This is a genomic window from Streptomyces griseocarneus, assembly GCF_014655595.1.
GTDB classification, from domain to species: Bacteria; Actinomycetota; Actinomycetes; order Streptomycetales; family Streptomycetaceae; genus Streptomyces; species Streptomyces griseocarneus.
Genome location: NZ_BNBL01000008.1, coordinates 309,599 through 326,255 on the forward strand (window position 1 = coordinate 309,599; position 16,657 = coordinate 326,255).

The 16,657-nt window shown below is 73.1% G+C and carries 17 protein-coding genes and 1 tRNA gene; 6 read left to right on the forward strand and 12 right to left on the reverse strand.

The genetic code is table 11. The features are described 5' to 3' along the window. Positions 1-417 carry an SsgA family sporulation/cell division regulator gene (locus tag IE295_RS21865; protein ID WP_190065391.1) on the forward strand — a complete coding sequence of 139 codons (417 nt, stop codon included), beginning with the start codon at positions 1-3 and terminating at the stop codon, positions 415-417. A 103-nt stretch (positions 418-520) separates the two neighbouring features. Here IE295_RS21865 and IE295_RS21870 read toward each other — a convergent pair whose 3' ends face one another. Together IE295_RS21870 and hppD are read right to left on the reverse strand one after the other, a co-directional pair. Further along, positions 521-1,894 carry an FAD-binding oxidoreductase gene (locus IE295_RS21870; RefSeq protein WP_190065392.1) on the reverse strand — a complete coding sequence of 458 codons (1,374 nt, stop codon included), beginning with the start codon at positions 1,892-1,894 and terminating at the stop codon, positions 521-523. 45 nt (positions 1,895-1,939) lie between these two features. Continuing rightward, entirely contained in the window at positions 1,940-3,082 is a 1,143-nt protein-coding gene (hppD, locus tag IE295_RS21875; protein ID WP_190065393.1) for a 4-hydroxyphenylpyruvate dioxygenase, read from the reverse strand. A 124-nt stretch (positions 3,083-3,206) separates the two neighbouring features. Between hppD and IE295_RS21880 the strand changes: the two genes are divergently transcribed. Next, the gene (locus IE295_RS21880; protein WP_086572163.1) at positions 3,207-3,671 is read left to right on the forward strand and encodes an Lrp/AsnC family transcriptional regulator; all 465 of its coding nucleotides are present in this window, start codon (positions 3,207-3,209) and stop codon (positions 3,669-3,671) included. 58 nt (positions 3,672-3,729) lie between these two features. Here the strand turns inward: IE295_RS21880 and IE295_RS21885 are convergent, their stop codons facing one another. The 7 genes from IE295_RS21885 to IE295_RS21915 form a co-directional block, all read right to left on the reverse strand. Continuing rightward, on the reverse strand, positions 3,730-4,581 hold the full coding sequence (locus IE295_RS21885; RefSeq protein ID WP_190065394.1) for a S16 family serine protease: 852 nt from the start codon (positions 4,579-4,581) through the stop codon (positions 3,730-3,732). A gap of 89 nt (positions 4,582-4,670) precedes the next feature. Then, positions 4,671-5,312, reverse strand: a complete 642-nt coding sequence (locus IE295_RS21890) for an IclR family transcriptional regulator (RefSeq protein WP_190065395.1) — start codon at positions 5,310-5,312, stop codon at positions 4,671-4,673. A gap of 334 nt (positions 5,313-5,646) precedes the next feature. Then, complete coding sequence (locus tag IE295_RS21895; protein ID WP_190065396.1) at positions 5,647-7,437, reverse strand: DEAD/DEAH box helicase; 1,791 nt, start codon at positions 7,435-7,437, stop codon at positions 5,647-5,649. A 123-nt stretch (positions 7,438-7,560) separates the two neighbouring features. Further along, the gene (locus tag IE295_RS21900) at positions 7,561-8,994 is read right to left on the reverse strand and encodes an MFS transporter (RefSeq protein WP_190065397.1); all 1,434 of its coding nucleotides are present in this window, start codon (positions 8,992-8,994) and stop codon (positions 7,561-7,563) included. A 180-nt stretch (positions 8,995-9,174) separates the two neighbouring features. Then, positions 9,175-10,233 (reverse strand): YeiH family protein, encoded by a 1,059-nt coding sequence (locus IE295_RS21905; RefSeq protein ID WP_190065398.1) that lies wholly within the window; start codon positions 10,231-10,233, stop codon positions 9,175-9,177. After that, the gene (locus IE295_RS21910) at positions 10,233-10,787 is read right to left on the reverse strand and encodes a cysteine dioxygenase family protein (protein WP_190065399.1); all 555 of its coding nucleotides are present in this window, start codon (positions 10,785-10,787) and stop codon (positions 10,233-10,235) included. The genes IE295_RS21905 and IE295_RS21910 overlap by 1 nt, the downstream gene beginning before the upstream one ends. Positions 10,788-10,877: 90 nt before the next feature. After that, positions 10,878-11,783 carry a LysR family transcriptional regulator gene (locus tag IE295_RS21915; RefSeq protein WP_190065400.1) on the reverse strand — a complete coding sequence of 302 codons (906 nt, stop codon included), beginning with the start codon at positions 11,781-11,783 and terminating at the stop codon, positions 10,878-10,880. A 289-nt stretch (positions 11,784-12,072) separates the two neighbouring features. Between IE295_RS21915 and IE295_RS21920 the strand changes: the two genes are divergently transcribed. Beyond that, positions 12,073-12,147: transfer RNA gene (locus tag IE295_RS21920), tRNA-Cys, on the forward strand. Positions 12,148-12,281: 134 nt separating this feature from the next. Then, entirely contained in the window at positions 12,282-12,635 is a 354-nt protein-coding gene (locus IE295_RS21925; protein WP_190065401.1) for a hypothetical protein, read from the forward strand. A gap of 27 nt (positions 12,636-12,662) precedes the next feature. Here IE295_RS21925 and IE295_RS21930 read toward each other — a convergent pair whose 3' ends face one another. Continuing rightward, entirely contained in the window at positions 12,663-13,046 is a 384-nt protein-coding gene (locus IE295_RS21930) for a DUF1801 domain-containing protein (protein ID WP_190065402.1), read from the reverse strand. Positions 13,047-13,291: 245 nt separating this feature from the next. On the opposite strand from IE295_RS21930, the gene IE295_RS21935 reads away from it, so the two are divergent. Next, positions 13,292-13,615 carry a YciI family protein gene (locus IE295_RS21935; protein ID WP_190065403.1) on the forward strand — a complete coding sequence of 108 codons (324 nt, stop codon included), beginning with the start codon at positions 13,292-13,294 and terminating at the stop codon, positions 13,613-13,615. Between the two features lie 19 nt (positions 13,616-13,634). Next, entirely contained in the window at positions 13,635-15,602 is a 1,968-nt protein-coding gene (locus IE295_RS21940) for a sigma-70 family RNA polymerase sigma factor (protein WP_190065404.1), read from the forward strand. A 59-nt stretch (positions 15,603-15,661) separates the two neighbouring features. Here the strand turns inward: IE295_RS21940 and IE295_RS34465 are convergent, their stop codons facing one another. After that, the gene (locus tag IE295_RS34465; RefSeq protein ID WP_372479665.1) at positions 15,662-15,928 is read right to left on the reverse strand and encodes a DUF6255 family natural product biosynthesis protein; all 267 of its coding nucleotides are present in this window, start codon (positions 15,926-15,928) and stop codon (positions 15,662-15,664) included. Next, positions 15,915-16,409, reverse strand: a complete 495-nt coding sequence (locus IE295_RS21945; RefSeq protein ID WP_190065405.1) for an ATP-binding protein — start codon at positions 16,407-16,409, stop codon at positions 15,915-15,917. Before IE295_RS21945 ends, IE295_RS34465 begins: the two co-directional genes overlap by 14 nt. Positions 16,410-16,657: the final 248 nt, after the last annotated feature.

Consider the following 16,657-nt stretch of genomic DNA (forward strand, 5'->3'; position numbering starts at 1 on the left):
ATGCACACCGTGGTGGAACGAGAGCTCGAGATCGGCCTGGTGCTGTCGCCGCAGCGCAGCATCCCCGTCCCGGCCCGGCTGACCTACCGTACGGACGACCCCTATGCCGTCCACATCACCTTCCACATCACCTCGGACAAGCCGGTGACCTGGACCTTTTCCCGCGAGCTGCTCGTCGACGGGGCCTTCAGGGCGGCCGGCGAGGGGGACGTGCGGGTCTTTCCCGGCAGGGACCGGGGGCGGCCCATGGTCTGCATCGCGCTGTCCTCGCCGGACGGGCAGGCGCTGCTGATGGCCCCGGCGGCGGGGCTGTCGGCGTGGCTGGAGCGGACCCTGCGGACCGTGGCGCCGGGCGCCGAGCGCGAATGGCTGCCCCTGGACGAGGCGTTGCGCGAGCTGCTGGCACCCGGCGCCTAGCCGGAGGGGACCGTTCGGGTGCGGGGCGGTCGCCGGGGAGGAACTCGTTGGGGTGGTCGCCGCCGCCTTCCGCGTAACCTCCCCGGCCCGGCCGCCCGCCGCGTCAGCCGTCGAGGACCTTGCCCGGGTTGAGCAGGCCGAGCGGGTCGAGGACGGCCTTGATGCCGCGCTGGACCTCCATGGCCACCGGACCGGCCTCCCGGGCCAGCCACTCCTTCTTCAGCAGGCCCACGCCGTGTTCCCCGGTGATGGTGCCGCCGAGCTCCAGGCCGAGGGCCATGATCGCGTCGAAGGACGCCCGGGCCCGGCTCGCCTCGTCGGGGTCGGCGGGGTCGAAGCAGACGACCGGGTGGGTGTTGCCGTCCCCGGCGTGCGCGCAGACGCCGATGGTCAGGTCGTGCTCGCGCGCGATGGCGGCGGTGCCCTCCAGCATGGCCGCGAGCCGCGAGCGCGGCACGCAGACGTCGTCGATCATCGTGGCGGGCCGCAGGGTCTCCAGGGCGGGCAGGGCCATCCGGCGGGCCTGCAGGAGCAGGTCGGACTCGGCCGCGTCCTCGGCGGGGACGACCTCGGTGGCCCCGGCGGCGGTGCACAGGGCGGCGACGGCGGCCAGGTCCGGCGCCGGGTCGGGGGTGTCGAAGGCGGCCAGCAGCAGGGCCTCGGTCGACTCGGGAAGGCCCATGCGGGCCATGGAGTTGACGGCCCGTACGGTCGTCGCGTCCATCAGCTCCAGCAGCGACGGCGCGTGGCCGCGCGCCATGATCTGCCGTACGGCCTCGCAGGCGGCGGCCACGGAGGGGAACTCGGCCGCCAGCGCCAGCTGGGCCGGCGGGGCCGGCTTGAGAGCCAGGACGGCGCGCACGACCACGCCGAGGCTGCCCTCGGAGCCCACGAAGAGGCGGGTGAGGTCGTAGCCGGCGACGCCCTTGGCGGTGCGACGGCCGGTGGTCAGCAGCCGGCCGTCGGCGAGGACGACGTCGAGGCCGAGGACGTACTCGGCGGTCACGCCGTACTTGACGCAGCACAGCCCGCCGGAGGCGGTGCCGATGTTGCCGCCGATGGTGCACTGCTCCCAGCTGGAGGGGTCCGGCGGGTAGTACAGGCCCTGTTCGGCGACCGCGCGGGAGAGCACGGCGTTGACGACGCCCGGCTCGACCACGGCGATCCGCTCGACCGGGTCGATCTCGAGGATGCGGTCCATCTTGACGAGCGAGAGCACGACGCAGCCGTCGACGGCGTTGGCCGCGCCGGACAGTCCCGTGCGCGCGCCCTGCGGCACCACGGGCACGCGCAGGGCGGTGGCGGTGCGCATGACGTGGCGCACCTGCTCGACCGTGCGCGGCAGGACCACGGCGGCCGGCGCCCCCGCCGCGCAGAAGCTCGCCATGTCGTTGGCGTACGAAGCGGTGACGTCGGGGTCGGTGAGGACCGCCTCGGCGGGGAGTCCCTCGAGCAGGAGCTTGATCAGATCGCCCATGCCCCCACCCTGCCACCGTCGGCGGCAGGGTGGAAGATCGCCTCGTCAGAGGTTGCCGCGGCGCTCCTGCTCGCGCTCGATGGCCTCGAAGAGCGCCTTGAAGTTGCCCTTGCCGAAGCCCATGGAGCCGTGCCGCTCGATCATCTCGAAGAAGACGGTGGGACGGTCCTGGACCGGCTTGGTGAAGATCTGCAGGAGGTAGCCGTCCTCGTCGCGGTCCACGAGGATCTTCAGCTCGCGCAGGGTCTCGACCGGCACCCGGGTCTCGCCGGCCCAGTCGCCGAGGGTGTCGTAGTAGGTGTCCGGCGTGTCGAGGAACTGCACGCCGGCCGCGCGCATGGCCCGTACGGAGGCGACGATGTCGTTCGTGGCGAGCGCGACGTGCTGGACGCCGGGGCCGCCGTAGAACTCCAGGTACTCGTCGATCTGCGACTTCTTCTTGGCGATGGCCGGCTCGTTGAGCGGGAACTTCACCTTGCGGGTGCCGTCCGCGACGACCTTCGACATGAGCGCGGAGTACTCGGTGGCGATGTCGTCGCCCACGAACTCCTTCATGTTGGTGAAGCCCATGACGTTGTTGTAGAAGCCGACCCAGTCGTTCATCTTCCCGAGCTCGACGTTGCCCACGCAGTGGTCGATGGCCTGGAAGCGGCGCGGGCCGGGCTCGACGAGCGGCTCGGCGGCGACGTAGCCGGGGAGGTACGGGCCGGTGTAGCCCGACCGCTCGACGAGGGTGTGCCGGGTCTTGCCGTAGGTGGCGATGGCCGCCAGCACGACGGTGCCGTGCTCGTCCTTCACCTCGTGCGGCTCCTCCAGGCCGGTGGCGCCGTGCTCGACGGCGTAGGCGTACGCGGCCCGCGCGTCCGGCACCTCGATGGCCAGGTCGACGACGCCGTCGCCGTGCTCGGCGACGTGCTCGGCGAGGAAGCGGCCGCGCTCGGTGCTCGCCTTGATCACGGTGGTGAAGACGAACCGGGCGCTGCCGGACTCCAGGACGTAACTCGCGGTCTCGCGGCTGCCGTTCTCCGGTCCGGAGTAGGCGACGCGCTTCATGCCGAAGGCGGTGGAGTAGTAGTGGGCGGCCTGCTTGGCGTTGCCGACGGCGAAGACGACCGCGTCCATCCCCTTGACCGGGAAGGGGTCGGCCTGCCGCGCGGTGTGCGGGGTGTGATCCGTGGTCTGAGTCATGGCCGCAGGGTCTCTCCGAACCACAAGGTGCGCAATAGTTTGCGTTTTCCCTGGGCATCCTGCATAGCGGTGGCCCGGGGATCCCGGGCGATCTGTGCAGGATGACCACGAGAGGCGGACCAGGGTGATCGATCGTTTGGACGGACGGCTGATCGAATTGCTCGCGGAGGAGCCCCGGATAGGGGTGCTGGAGGCCTCGCGGCGCCTCGGCGTGGCGCGCGGCACGGTCCAGGCGCGGCTGGACCGGCTGCAGTCCCAGGGGGTGATCCGCGGCTTCGGCCCGGACGTGGACCCGGCCGCGCTGGGCTATCCGGTGACCGCCTTCGCGACGCTGGAGATCAAACAGGGCCAGGGGGCGGACGTGCGCACCCACCTGGCGTCGGTCCCCGAGGTGCTGGAGCTGCACACCACGACGGGCCACGGCGACATGCTGTGCCGGCTGGTGGCCCGCTCGAACGCCGACCTGCAGCGGGTGATCGACAGGGTGGTGGGCTTCGAGGGGATCGTCCGGGCGTCCACGGCGATCGTCATGGAGAACCCGGTGCCGCTGAGGATCATCCCGCTGGTCAAGCAGGCGTCGGAGGACTGAGGAGGGGGGCTGAGGAAAGGGGCTGAGGACGGGGCGCAGGCGCGTCCCGGGCGGGCGGTCAGGCCGGGCAGGCGGGCACGCGCTGTCCGGCCGCCAGGGCCTTGAGGGAGGAGACGGCGTCCTTGAGGTCGGTGACGGGGATCAGCCGCAGGCCGGCGGGCAGCTCGGCCCGGGCGTCCGAGCACTCCTCCTTGGGGACGAGGAAGACGGTGGCTCCGTCGCGCCGGGCCGCCCGCGTCTTGAGCGAGACGCCGCCGACGGGGCCGACCGTGCCGTCCGGCTCGATGGTGCCGGTGCCCGCGATGCTGCGGCCGCCGGTCAGGTCGCCGCCGCGGCCGTCGCCGTCGAGCTTGTCGATGACGCCGAGCGTGAAGAGCAGCCCGGCGCTGGGGCCGCCGACGTCGGCGAGGCTCAGCTCCACCTTGACGTCCTTGGGCGAGCGGTGCAGATAGCGCAGGGCGGCCTGGGCGGCGGAGTCCTGGGACTTCTTCATCTCGGCGGAGTTGTGCCGCTCGATCTCCTCGTCGGACTGCCCGGCGGGGTAGACGGAGTCGCGCGGCATCACGGCCCGGTCGGTGCGGAACCAGCTGTCGACGACGTCGCCCAGGCCCACGCGCGCGTCCGGTCCCGTGGCCTCGATGGTGGTCATGCGCAGCTGTCCGCTCGTCCTGCGGGTCGCCGCGCCGGTGATGGTGATCACCGGCTTGTCCTTGTGCTCGCCGAGGACGTTCGCGGTCGTCGAGCCCGGCTGGGCGATGACGAAGGGCAGGGGGACGAGCGCGGCCACCGCGAGCAGGGCGACGACGGGCGCGGCGCAGACGGCGAGGGTGCGCGTGCGCTTCCTGGCGGCACCCTCGGCCGGGGTGCCCTCGGTCTTCGCGCCCGGGGCAGGCTGGGACGGAGCTGGCATGCTGCGAATCTAATTCACCGGCCGGGCGGGCGCGCATGCGGGCGGCCCGGGGCCGCCCGCACGGTGTCGCCCCGGCGGTGCCGGCGGCGCTACCTCAGCGCGTCCGCCACCTCCTTCGCGGCCTCCATGACCCGCGTCCCGACCCGCTCGGGAACGGAATCGGCGAGCATGACCACACCCACGCTCCCCTCGATCCCGCTCACGCCGAGCAGCGGTGCCGCCGCCCCGCTCGCCCCGGCCTCCAGCTCGCCGTGGGTGAGGGCGTACCCGGGGTTGTCGACCTCGCCCCGGCGTGCGGCGAGGATCGCCCGTCCGGCCGCGCCACGGTCCAGGGGGTGTCGGAACCCGGCGCGGTAGGCAACGTGGTAGTCGGTCCAGGTCGGCTCGACGACGGCGACCGCGAGCGCCTCGGCGCCGTCGACGAGCGTGAGATGGGCCGTGGCCCCTATGTCCTCGGCCAGCGACCGCAGCGCGGGCATGGCCGCTTCGCGTACGAGCGGGTGGACCTGGCGGCCCAGCCGCAGCACTCCCAGGCCCACCCGGGCCCGGCCGCCGATGTCCCGGCGGACGAGTGCGTGCTGCTCGAGGGTGGCGAGCAGCCGGTAGACGACCGTGCGGTTGACGCCGAGCCGGGTGGACAGCTCGGTGACGGTCAGCCCGTGATCGGTGTCGGCGAGCAGTTTGAGGACGCGCAGTCCTCTGTCGAGCGTCTGCGAAGTCTCCGCGGTCACGACGCCCCTCCTCCGATGAGAGGCGGCCCTCGTCACGGTGGGGTGCGCCACCGGTCCCGTCCGGCAGCGCGCGAAGAGAGGCCGCCGGCCGTTGACGCATGATCCGGCTGCGCTCCGCGGCGGCGCTGCCACGGGGCGTGTGCGTGAGCGGCACCGTAGCGCCGCCGGTCCGCTCAGCGGAAGAGTCTGCCCACAATCCGGTCACTGTGCAGGGGATTCGCCGGGATTGGCGGGCAGTTCCCAGCATGTGGACAGGGCGCGGGCTCCCGGTCGGGGAGCCCGCGCCCTGCTTTCACCAGCGCGCGTCAGGGACGCTCCGGCGTCCGCGCGTACGTCACTTCATGCGCGTGGCCCACTCGCGCACCTTCTTGATGCGCTCGTTGAGCTGTCCGGCCGTCGCCTCAGCGCTGGGCGGTCCGCCGCACACCCGGCGCAGCTCGGTGTGGATCACTCCGTGCGGCTTGCCGCTCTGGTGGACGTACGCCCCCACCAGCGTGTTCAGCTGCTTGCGCAGCTCCAGCATCTCCTTGTGGGTGACCACCGGCCGTCGCTCGGCGGGGAGTTCGAGCAGGTCGACCTCGGCGTCGGGGCGCTTGCGGCTGTGGGCGATCTGACGGGCCTGGCGCTTCTGCAGGAGCAGCTGCACCTGGTCGGGCTCCAGCAGGCCGGGGATGCCGAGGTAGTCCTGCTCCTCCTCGCTGCCGGCGTGCGCCTGCATGCCGAACTCGGCGCCGTCGTAGAGCACGCGGTCGAAGACCGCCTCCGACTCCAGCGCCTCGAAGGAGAGTTGGTCGCTCTCGCCGGTGTCCTCGTCCTGCTGCCGCTCCGCCTCCGCGAGGAGCTTGTCCTCTTCGGCGTAGGGGTTCTCGTCGTCGCCGTCCTTCTTGGGCTTGTCCAGGACGTGGTCGCGCTCGACCTCCATCTCGTTGGCGAAGGTCAGCAGCGTCGGGATGGTCGGCACGAACACCGACGCGGTCTCGCCGCGCCGGCGCGAGCGCACGAAGCGGCCGACGGCCTGCGCGAAGAACAGCGGCGTGGAGATGGTGGTGGCGTACACGCCGACCGCGAGGCGGGGCACGTCCACGCCCTCGGACACCATGCGGACGGCGACCATCCAGCGGTCGTCGGACTGCGAGAAGTCGTCGATGCGCTGCGAGGCGCCGGAGTCGTCGGACAGCACGAGGGTGGCGCCCTCGCCCGTGATCTCCCGGATCAGCTTGGCGTAGGCGCGGGCCGACTCCTGGTCGGAGGCGATGACGAGGGCTCCGGCGTCGGGGATGGACTTGCGGACCTCGGTCAGCCGCCGGTCGGCCGCCCGCAGCACGTTCGGCATCCAGTCGCCGCGCGGGTCCAGGGCGGTGCGCCAGGCCTGCGAGATCGCGTCCTTGGTCATCGGCTCGCCGAGGCGGGCCTCCAGCTCGTCGCCCGCCTTGGTGCGCCAGCGCATGTTGCCGCTGTACGAGAGGAAGATGACCGGCCGCACGACGCCGTCGCCCAGGGCGTTGCCGTAGCCGTAGGTGTAGTCGGCGGACGAGCGGCGGATGCCGTCGTTGCCCTCCTCGTACGTGACGAAGGGGATGGGGTTGGTGTCGGAGCGGAAGGGCGTTCCGGTCAGGCACAGCCGGCGGGTGGCCGGCTCGAAGGCCTCCAGGCACGCCTCGCCCCAGGACCGGGAGTCGCCGGCGTGGTGGATCTCGTCGAGGATGACGAGCGTCTTGCGCTGTTCGCAGCGGTTGCGGTGCAGCATGGGGCGCACGCCCACACCGGCGTAGGTGACGGCCACGCCGTGGTACTCGCGGCCCAGGGGGCCCGCGCTGTAGCCCGGGTCGAGCTTGATGCCTATCCGGGCGGCGGCCTCGGCCCACTGCTTCTTCAGGTGCTCGGTCGGCGCGACCACGGTCACCTGCTGGACCACGTGGTGGTGCAGCAGCCAGGAGGCGAGGGTGAGCGCGAAGGTGGTCTTTCCGGCGCCCGGGGTCGCCACGGCGAGGAAGTCGCGGGGCTGTGTCTGGACGTACTTCTCCATGGCGCCCTGCTGCCAGGCACGCAGCTTGTTCGCGGTACCCCAGGGAGCCCGGCCGGGGAAGGCGGGTGAGAGATGGTGGTTCGCTGTGGTGGTAGTCACGGTCTCCGTCGGCTGGTTCGGCGATCGGCAACCGCGTCAGCCTACCCGCGTCCGCGGCACCCCCCGGGTGGTACGACCCGGGCTCACCCGGGGGTGGGACGGACGTCACATAACGCCCCGGAGTCACGTCGTACGGTCGCGTGGTGCCAGCCGCGTGGCAAGGTACGAGCCCACCAGCGCGGATGCCGAGGCGAGGGCGAAAACGATCGCGAAGGCGTGCGGCGGGGCCGCGTCGCCGGCCGCGTCCGCGGCGACCGAGCCGCCGCCGGAGGAGACGAAGAGCACACCGGCGAGGCCGACCAGCACGATGCTGCCGAGCGCGTCCGACACCTGCAGGGAGGCGGAGTTCGCGCCCTCCTCCCCCGGCCGGGAGAGCTTGAGCAGCAGCACCGCGCCGCCGGAGATCGTCAGCCCCATGCCGTAGCCGCCGATGATCCAGGAGACGGCCACGATCCACACCGGCACGGACGGGATCAGCACCAGCGGCGCGATCGCCACGGCGAGCGCAAGCAGCGCCATGCCGAGACTGATCAGCCGCTCGCGGTAGGGCTCCAGGCGGGGGCGGCTCTGGGTGTACGAGGCGAGCGCCCACGTCAGCCCGCCACCGGTCAGGGAGAGCCCGGCGAGGGTGGCCGACAGGCCGCGCTCGGTCACCAGCATCAGCGGCACGAACGTCTCGGCGGCCAGGAAGGACCCCTGGGCGACGCCGCGCAGCAGCACGACCGAGGGCAGCCCGCGCCCGGCCCGGAAGGTGCGCGCGGGCAGCAGCCGCAGCACGCACGGCACGATCAGGGCGAGCCCGGCGGCGGCGGGCAGGACGGAGACGGGGCGCAGGTCCTGGCCCGCGTACTGCAGCAGTCCGGCGCCGACGGCCACGGCGAGGGCGAGGAGTATCCGGCGGCGGTCCATGCGCGCGGTGCGGTCGCCGGCCGGCAGCTTGCGCAGCGCGGGCAGCATCACGGCCAGCGGCGGCAGGACCAGGACGGGGATGGCCAGGAACACCCAGCGCCACCCGATCCGTTCGGTGACGGTGCCGGCCACCAGCGGGCCGACGATCACGGGGACGACCCAGGCGGCGGAGAAGGCCGCCAGGATCACCGGCCGCAGCCGCTCGGGGTAGGCCCGGCCGACGACGACGTAGAGCGAGACGATCACCAGCCCGGCGCCGATGCCCTGCACCCCGCGTCCCCTGACGAACATCCACATCGTCCGCGCCGACCCGGCGACGACCAGCCCTCCGCCGAAGGCCGCGATGCCGGTGAAGAGGGGGGCCAGCGGCCCGGCCCGGTCGCACCACTCCCCCGACAGCGCCATGGCGAACAGGCTCGCGGTGAAGAAGGCGGAGAAGGAGAAGGCGTAGAGCTCGAGGCCGTCGAGGGCGCGCGCCGCGACCGGCATCGCGGTGTTGACCGCGCTCGCCTCGAAGGCGATGAGGGAGACGACGGTGACGATGCCGAGGGTGAGCGCCCGGTACCGGCGCCCGAGTATGCCCCCGGGGTCCTCCGGAGTCGCTGCGGATATGGCGAGGTCGGTGCCTTCGGCGTCGGTTGCGGTCATGCCGGCCAGCGTAGGGAGACACCGGCCCCCGTGCCCCCGGCCGGACGAAGGGAATCCCATCGTCCGTAGGGCCTAGTCCGCAGGCCCCGGCGCCGGGGTCCCGCGTCGCAGGTCCCGGCGCCGGCCCTCCCCTCCCCGGCCCGGCCGGTCAGCCCCCGGCTCAGGTCGTCAGCCCCCGGCTCAGGTGGTCAGCAGCACCCCGCCGTACGAGACCCCCGCGATCACGATCCACGAGCTCAGCCCGAGCGCCGCGACCCGGCCGCCGGTGCGCACCAGCGAGGGCAGGTGCACCGCGCTGCCCAGCCCGACGAGGGCGGCGGCCAGCAGCAGCTCCTGGGCGTGCTGGGCGGCGTCCAGTACGCCGCCGGGCAGCCAGCCGGTCGTGCGGACGGCGACCATGGCGAGGAAGCCGAGCACGAAGAGCGGAACGAGCGGGGGCCGCTTGCCGGACGCCTGGACCACACCCCGGCGGCGGCCGCGCACGGACACCGCCACGGCGGCGACGAGCGGCGCCAGCAGCGCCACCCGCATCAGCTTGACCAGGACGGCGTCCCCGAGCGCGGCCTGGCCGGCGGTCTGGGCCGTGGCCACGACCTGCCCCACGTCGTGCACGCTCGCCCCGGCCCAGCGGCCGAACTGCGCGTCGCCCAGCCCGAGCGGGTGGTGCAGCAGCGGCAGCACGGCGATGGCGAGCGTGCCGCACAGCGTCACCAGCGCCACCGACGTCGCCACGTCCTCCTCGTCGCTGCCCGACACCTCGCTGACCGCGCCGATCGCGGAGGCGCCGCAGATGGAATAGCCGGTGGCGATCAGCAGCGGCTGGTCGCCGCGCAGCCCGAGCCGGCGGCCGAGCCACAGCGTCCCGGAGAAGGTCGCGGCGACCACCGCGAGCACCATCGCGACGGTGGCCCAGCCCAGCCCGAGCACGTCGTCCAGGCTGAGCTTGAGCCCGAGCAGCACGATGCCGACGCGCATCAGCCGCTTGCCCGCGAGCGTCAGGCCCGGCTTGCCGGCGCCGCGCACCCGGGCCCGTACGCCCGGCAGATGGGCCGCGGCGATGCCCAGAACGACGGCGGCCGTGAGCATCGGGATCGCGGGCAGCAGCGCGTGGACGCCCCAGGCCAGGGCGACCCCGCAGGCGGCCATCGCGAGGCCGGGCAGCGCGCCGGGGGCCGCCGCCGGGCGCGACGGCTTCGGGGGTTTGGGCGGGCTCGCGGCCCGCGTGCCGAGGAGCGCCATCAGAGGGCGTCGGCCGGCAGGTCGTACACGCGCCGGACGCTGGAGCCCAGGCGCGAGACGTCGGCCCCGTAGATGTGGAGGGAGATGGCGACGGACGAACAGGCGTTGCGCACCCGGTGGATGTCGCCGGGCGGCGCGAAGCCGCAGACGTCGCCCTGCCGGTTGACCACGTCCTCCGTGGCCACCAGGCGGGCGGTCATGCCCTCGGGGACGAGGCGGTAGCGGCGCTCGCTCTCGGTGCCCTGGTGGACGCCGGTGACGCACCAGGAGACGTGGTCGTGGATGGAGGTCTGCTGGCCGGGCATCCACACGAGCGCGACGACGGAGAAGCTGCCGTCGCTCTCGGCGTGCAGGATGTGCTGGCGGTAGCGGTCGGGGTCGCCCTCGCTCTGTTCCGCGGTGAGCAGGTCGGGGGCGCCGAGGTGGACCGCGAGCCGCTCACCGACGAGGTACGCCGTCGTGTCGGGCGGCAGGCCGCGGCCTACGGCGTCCCGGACGTCGCCGACGAGCTGGTCGAGCCGCGCGGTCGTCAGGGGTGCGGTAGGTGTGGTCATACGTGCAGGGTCGAGGCGCTTGATCCATCACGTCCAACGACAGTTGCTTGCCGGGTCGCCAACGTGCGCTTATGGACCGAGCGGGCCCGCTCAGCAGCCGACGCGCCGGGCGGCCACGGCCTTCAGCTCGTCCAGCACCAGCGCGGTGGCCGGAATCCTCAGGTGCTCGCGCAGCACGTAGGCGGAGACGAGGCGGCGCGCGGCCGGGTCCAGGGCGCGACCGGTGATCTTGTCGTGCCGGAGGAATGACAGGACGAGCGCCGGCATCATCGCCACGCCCAGCCCCTCGGCGACCAGCGACTGCACGACGAGGTTGTCGTCCGTTGTGAACGCGATGTCGGGTGCGAATCCCTGCTCGGCGCATTCGTGGAGGAAGTTCGTGCGGCAGCGCAGGCAGCCGGCGATCCAGCGCTCCTCGGCCAGGTCGGCGAGCTTGACCGCCCGGCGGCGGGCGAGGGGGTGTCCCGTGGGGAGCAGAACGGTCAGCTGGTCCTCGAAGAGCGGTATCTCCACGAGCTCGTCGGGGACTTCTTCGTGCAGGCCGGGATAGGTGAAGGCGAGTGTGATGTCGCACTCGCCGCGCACCACCCGGCTCAGCGAGTCGGGCGGCTCGGCCTCCTGCAGCTCCACCCGTACGCCCGGGTGGTCGGCGGCGAGGCGGGCGAGCGCCTCGGGTATGAGGGTGGCCCCGGCGCTGGGGAAGGCGCACACGCGGACGCGCCCGGCGCGCAGCCGCGTCAGCGAGCTCATTTGCTGTTGCGCGGCGGAAAGGCTGGCGAGGATCGTCTCGGCGTGCCGGGCGAGCGCCTCGCCGGCCTCGGTCAGCCGCATGCGGCGGCCGACGCGGGTGAACAGCGGAGTGCCGACCGAGCGTTCAAGGGCCTTCATCTGCTGGGTGATCGCCGGCTGGGTGTAGCCCAGCGCGCGGGCGGCAGCCGAATACGACCCCGCGGTGACCACCGCGTGGAAGGTCTTGATGTGCCGGGAGTCGAACACGCCGAAATCATAAGCGGAATTTGGGTTAATGGGGTGAGTGGGCGTGGGTTGCTTTTGGATCAATGAACACATCCGACATGGCGGACTTATGCCGCACTACACCTCGTACGACGCGGCCGAACTGGCCTGCCGGGTACGCGATCCGGCATGCGCGCGAGCGAGGCCGTGGCGGCGGCGGTATCGGCTCGTGTTTCATGAACGACAGATGGCGGTCTTGTGCCAGCGCCGTCCGCCCCATTGAGGCCCCCGGCGCATGGCCCTAGTGTCGTGCCCGTAAGAACACCAGCACGGCCGTGTGCCCGAGTGGCTTAGGGGCTCGCCTGCAAAGCGAGTTACGTGGGTTCGATTCCCGCCACGGCCTCCACTTCCTGGCTCCCTGCGGGGCCGGCCCATCCGTGCGCGTACTCAAGGCCCGGCCCGGCAGCGGGCCGCCGATGAGTAACCGCTGAGTAGCCGTACTCATGCCCCGGGCGCAGCCTCCCGCGCAGGATGCACACCATGAACACCTACCCCGCCTACCCCACCCGCCCTGCCCACCTCGCCCGCACCAGGCGGCGCGAGCAGTTCGCGTCGACCCTGGCCGTGGTCCTCTGGGCTCTCACGGCGAAGGCGGTCGCCGTGTGCCTGGCGGTCATCCTGTTGATCGCGGGCTGGAGTGCCGCGGAGGGCGCGTCCGTCGGGGAGCCCCTCCTCCAGGTGGCCGGCGTTCTCGTGGCGGCGGGCCTCGTACTGACCGCCGCTTACCACGGCCTCCGGGTCTTCGGCCTGACCGCCGCGACCCGCGCGGCCGTCGTCGGCGCGATCGCCCTCCCGGGCCCGCTGGGGCTGGCCGTGTACCTCTTCACGCGCTGAAGGCGGGCGTCGGCGCTCCGTACCGCTTCAGGCCGTGGCCGCGGCAGGCGCCGACGCCTGCAGCTCCTGGGCCAGGCGCAGCCAGGCGGCGAACAGTTCGGGGTCGATGTCGGCCGCCGAGCGCAGCTTCACGCCCGCCATCGCCCGGGCGCCGGGCTCCAGACGGCCGGAGGGGTCGGCGATCTCCTGACCGCGCCAGAGGCCGAAGGTCACGTAGGAGGCGTAGGCCTTGAGGTAGCAGACGGGGGACTTGCCGGGGGCTCCGCCCAGGCTCCACACCGGATGGCCGTGCCAGACCGCGCCGGACGCCGGCAGCGCGTCCTCGACGAGCGGCAGGAGCGCGTCCGTGATCTCGCGCTGGGCGGCGGGGAGGGAGGCGACGTAGTCCTCGACGGTGGCGAACTTCGGCATGGCGCACATCCTTTGCTCGGGGCCTCGACCTGCTCGGCCGGTTCGCGGCCTGCTCTCGGCCGGTTCTCGGCCTGCTCTCGCCCTTGCGTCGATCGGCCGATGTGACAGGGAATGCCGGAGCAGGTGGGGCTTCGGACGGGCCGCCGATTTCTTCTTGATCATTTCGATTCCCTGTCACATAGTCTGATCGACGCTTGGTCGGAAGCGGGCCACCGAGGACCGCGCGACAGACGGAGAAAGACCCCATGCGCTACCTGATGATGACCAACCCGACCGACACCGCCCCCGACGAGAGCCTCTACGCCGAGATGGGCGCGTGGCTCGAGGAGCTGACGGCGGCGGGCGTCCTGCTGGCCACCGGAGGCCTCGAGCCGGGCGGCATCCGCGTGACGTCGGCGGGCGACGAGATAACGGTGACGGACGGGCCGTTCGCCGAGGCCAAGGAGGCCGTGGCCGGCTTCGCGCTGGTCGAGGTCCGCTCCAAGGAGGAGGCGATCGAGATCGCGCGCCGCTTCCGGAAGCTCGTCGGCGACGGCGAGAGCGTGATCCAGCAGGTCTTCGGTCCCTGACCGGCCCCGCACCAAGCCCATGACGGACGTCCACGGCGCGGTCGACGCGGTCTGGAAGCTCGAGTCGGCCAGGATCGTCGCCGCCCTGACACGACTGGTCCACGACGTCGGCCTCGCGGAGGAGCTCGCCCAGGACGCGCTCGTCGCCGCGCTCGAGCAGTGGCCGGAGGCGGGCGTGCCCGGCAACCCCGGCGCCTGGCTGATGACCACCGCCAGGCGCCGGGCCGTCGACCGCATCCGGCGTGACCGGCTCCTGGAGCGCAAGCACGAGCAGATCGCCCGCGATGTGCGGGAAGACGCCGCAGAGGACGGACGGGACGACGTCCTGCGGCTGATGTTCGTCTCCTGCCACCCGGTCCTGCCCACCGACGCCCGCGTCGCACTGACACTGCGGCTGCTCGGCGGCCTGACGGCGGCCGAGATCGCGCGAGCGTTCCTCGTCGACGAGACGACGATCGCCCGGCGCATCGCCGGGGCGAAACGGACGCTGGCCGAGGAGCGGGTTCCCTTCGGACTGCCCGCCGGGGAAGAGCTCGCCGAGCGCCTGTCGTCCGTGCTCGGCGTCGTCTACCTCATCTTCAACGAGGGCTACGCGGCGACGGCCGGAGACGACCTGATGCGCCCGGGGCTCTGCCTGGAGGCCCTGCGGCTGGGCCGACTGCTGGCCGAACTGGTCCCGCACCAGGCCGAGGTGCACGGCCTGGTCGCGCTGATGGAGCTCCAGGCCTCCCGTGCCACCGCCCGGACCGGCCCATCCGGCGAACCCGTCCAGCTGCACGAGCAGAACCGTGGCCGCTGGGACCAGTTGCTCATCCGCCGCGGCTTCACCGCCATGCTGCGCGCACGCGAGGCCGGCGGCCCGCCCGGCCCGTACGTCCTCCAGGCGGCGATCGCCGTCTGCCACGCCCAGGCACGTACGGCTGAGGACACCGACTGGGCGCGGATCGCGGCCTTGTACGAGGCGCTGGAGCGCCTCCTGCCCACGCCCGTGGTGCGGCTCAACCGGGCGGTGGCCGTCGGCATGGCACACGGCCCGGGCGCGGGGCTCGACCTGGCCGACGCCCTCACCACCGACCCCGCGCTGGGCGACTATCACCTCCTGCCGGGCGTACGGGGCGACCTGCTGGCCCGGCTCGGGCGGTGCGAGGAGGCGCGGCGGGAGTTCCGGCGGGCCGCCGCCCTGACCGGCAACGCCGCCGAGCGCGCCTTCCTGCACCGCCGCGCGGACGCAATCACCGCTCCCGCCGCGCCGGTCCCCACCCTCGGCCGGGCGGCCCGGGACTTCCTGGGGCGCGACGGCCTCGACCCCGGCACGGCCCGCTCGTACGGCCAGACGCTGCGGCGCCTGTGCCGGTCCCTGGGCGACGACCTGCCGCTGGCCGCGCTGACGGCCGACGAGGTGGCGCGGGTGTTCACGGCGGCCTGGGGCGGGGCGGCGGCACAGACCTGGAACCGCCACCGGTCGGCCGTACGGTCGTTCGGCGCCTGGGCGTCCCTGGAGGACCTGGGGGTCCGCCTCGACCGGCGCACCGATATCCGGACTCCGGCACCGGTGATCCGCGACGCGGAGCTCGAGACCCTGTGGAACCGCCCGGGCCCGTCCTTGCGCGAACGCGCCCTGTGGTGCCTGCTGCACGAGTCGGCGGCGGGCGTCGGCACCGTGCTGTCCCTGAACGTCGAGGATCTCGACCTCCCGGCCCGCCGCGCCCGTACGGGCGACATGTGGGTCGTCTGGGGCGACAGGACGGCCGTGCTCCTCCCGCCCCTGCTCGCCGGCCGCACCCGCGGCCCCGTCTTCCTCTCCGACCGCCGCCCCGGCCCGGCCCGCGCCCCGTCCGAGGCCGACCTCTGCCCGGAGACGGGCCGCCGCCGCCTGTCCTACGAACGCGCCGAGTACCTCTTCAAGCAGGCCACGAAGACCGTCGACCCGACGGGAACGGGCTACACGCTGCGGCGGCTCAGAGTGCGAGGCCGAGGCTCGGACTGAACCTGGCCGCCGTCAGCGGCACCGCTTCTCGCCGACCGGGCGATGCGTATGCGCGCTGCTCACCGCCGCACCGGCAGATGCGCGCACCCCGGCCACCGGGGCCACGGCCGGGCGGCCTGCCGCGCCGCGACCCTGCGGGCCGCCGTACGGTCGGCCGAATGCCCGGCCGCCGGGCCCGGCGTCACGACTCCCGGCATGCCAGGCGGCCGCAGCGCCCCGTAGTCGTCGAACCGCCGGGTTCCACAGCGGTCGCACCGCGCCTCGCCGCCGACACGCGTCCACCCCGCCCGGTGCGCGCACATCCTCCACCCCTCAGAGCTCGGCATAGCGCTTCCCCGCCACTCGCGGGATCACAACCCACAGCTTGCTTCCGGCAAGCGGCTTCTCCGCCGGCGCCAGCCCGAGCACGCCACCACACTCGTCGACGACGGCCTGCAGCGTGGACAAGGCGTGGCGCCGATGCGCCCGGCATCGCTTCTCGTCGCCGCCGACATGGTCCGGGTGCTCGTCGAACACCGTCAGCCGCAGCACCCCGAAGCGCCACCGCAGGGTGAGGCTGACGCCCCGGTCGGGCGTGAACAGGACGGCGTTGCCGAGCAGTTCGGATGTGGCGAGCACGCCGAGCTCGACCATGTCGCCCAGCCCGTGCTGGGCGAGCACCCGTCCGACGGCGATCCGCGCCGTACCCAGGCAGTACGCGCCGCCCGGCAGCCCGAAGGAGTAGTCGAGGTTCGCCCGGCCGGGCCCACCCGGCGCCTTTGCCGGTCGCGGCGACTCGGGCAGGCAGAGTTCATCGTGATTGCTCATGGTGCGGACTCCAAGCACGTTCACAGGTGGGGGAGTTCTCGCACGCGACGGACCACCGGTGGCCTGCCTCCCTGGGCGCGGACACACCCCACCCAGGGAAGGAGGGCATGCCGCGCGGTGCACTTCCGGCGCCACCGCGTGTGAGCCAAGCGATACCGACGGTAGCGCAGCCGGGAAGCCCTGTGCTACTTCTCCGCCATGCGGCTGGATCTCACCGGCCCCTGGGGGCAGACTGGTTGGCAGTTTCA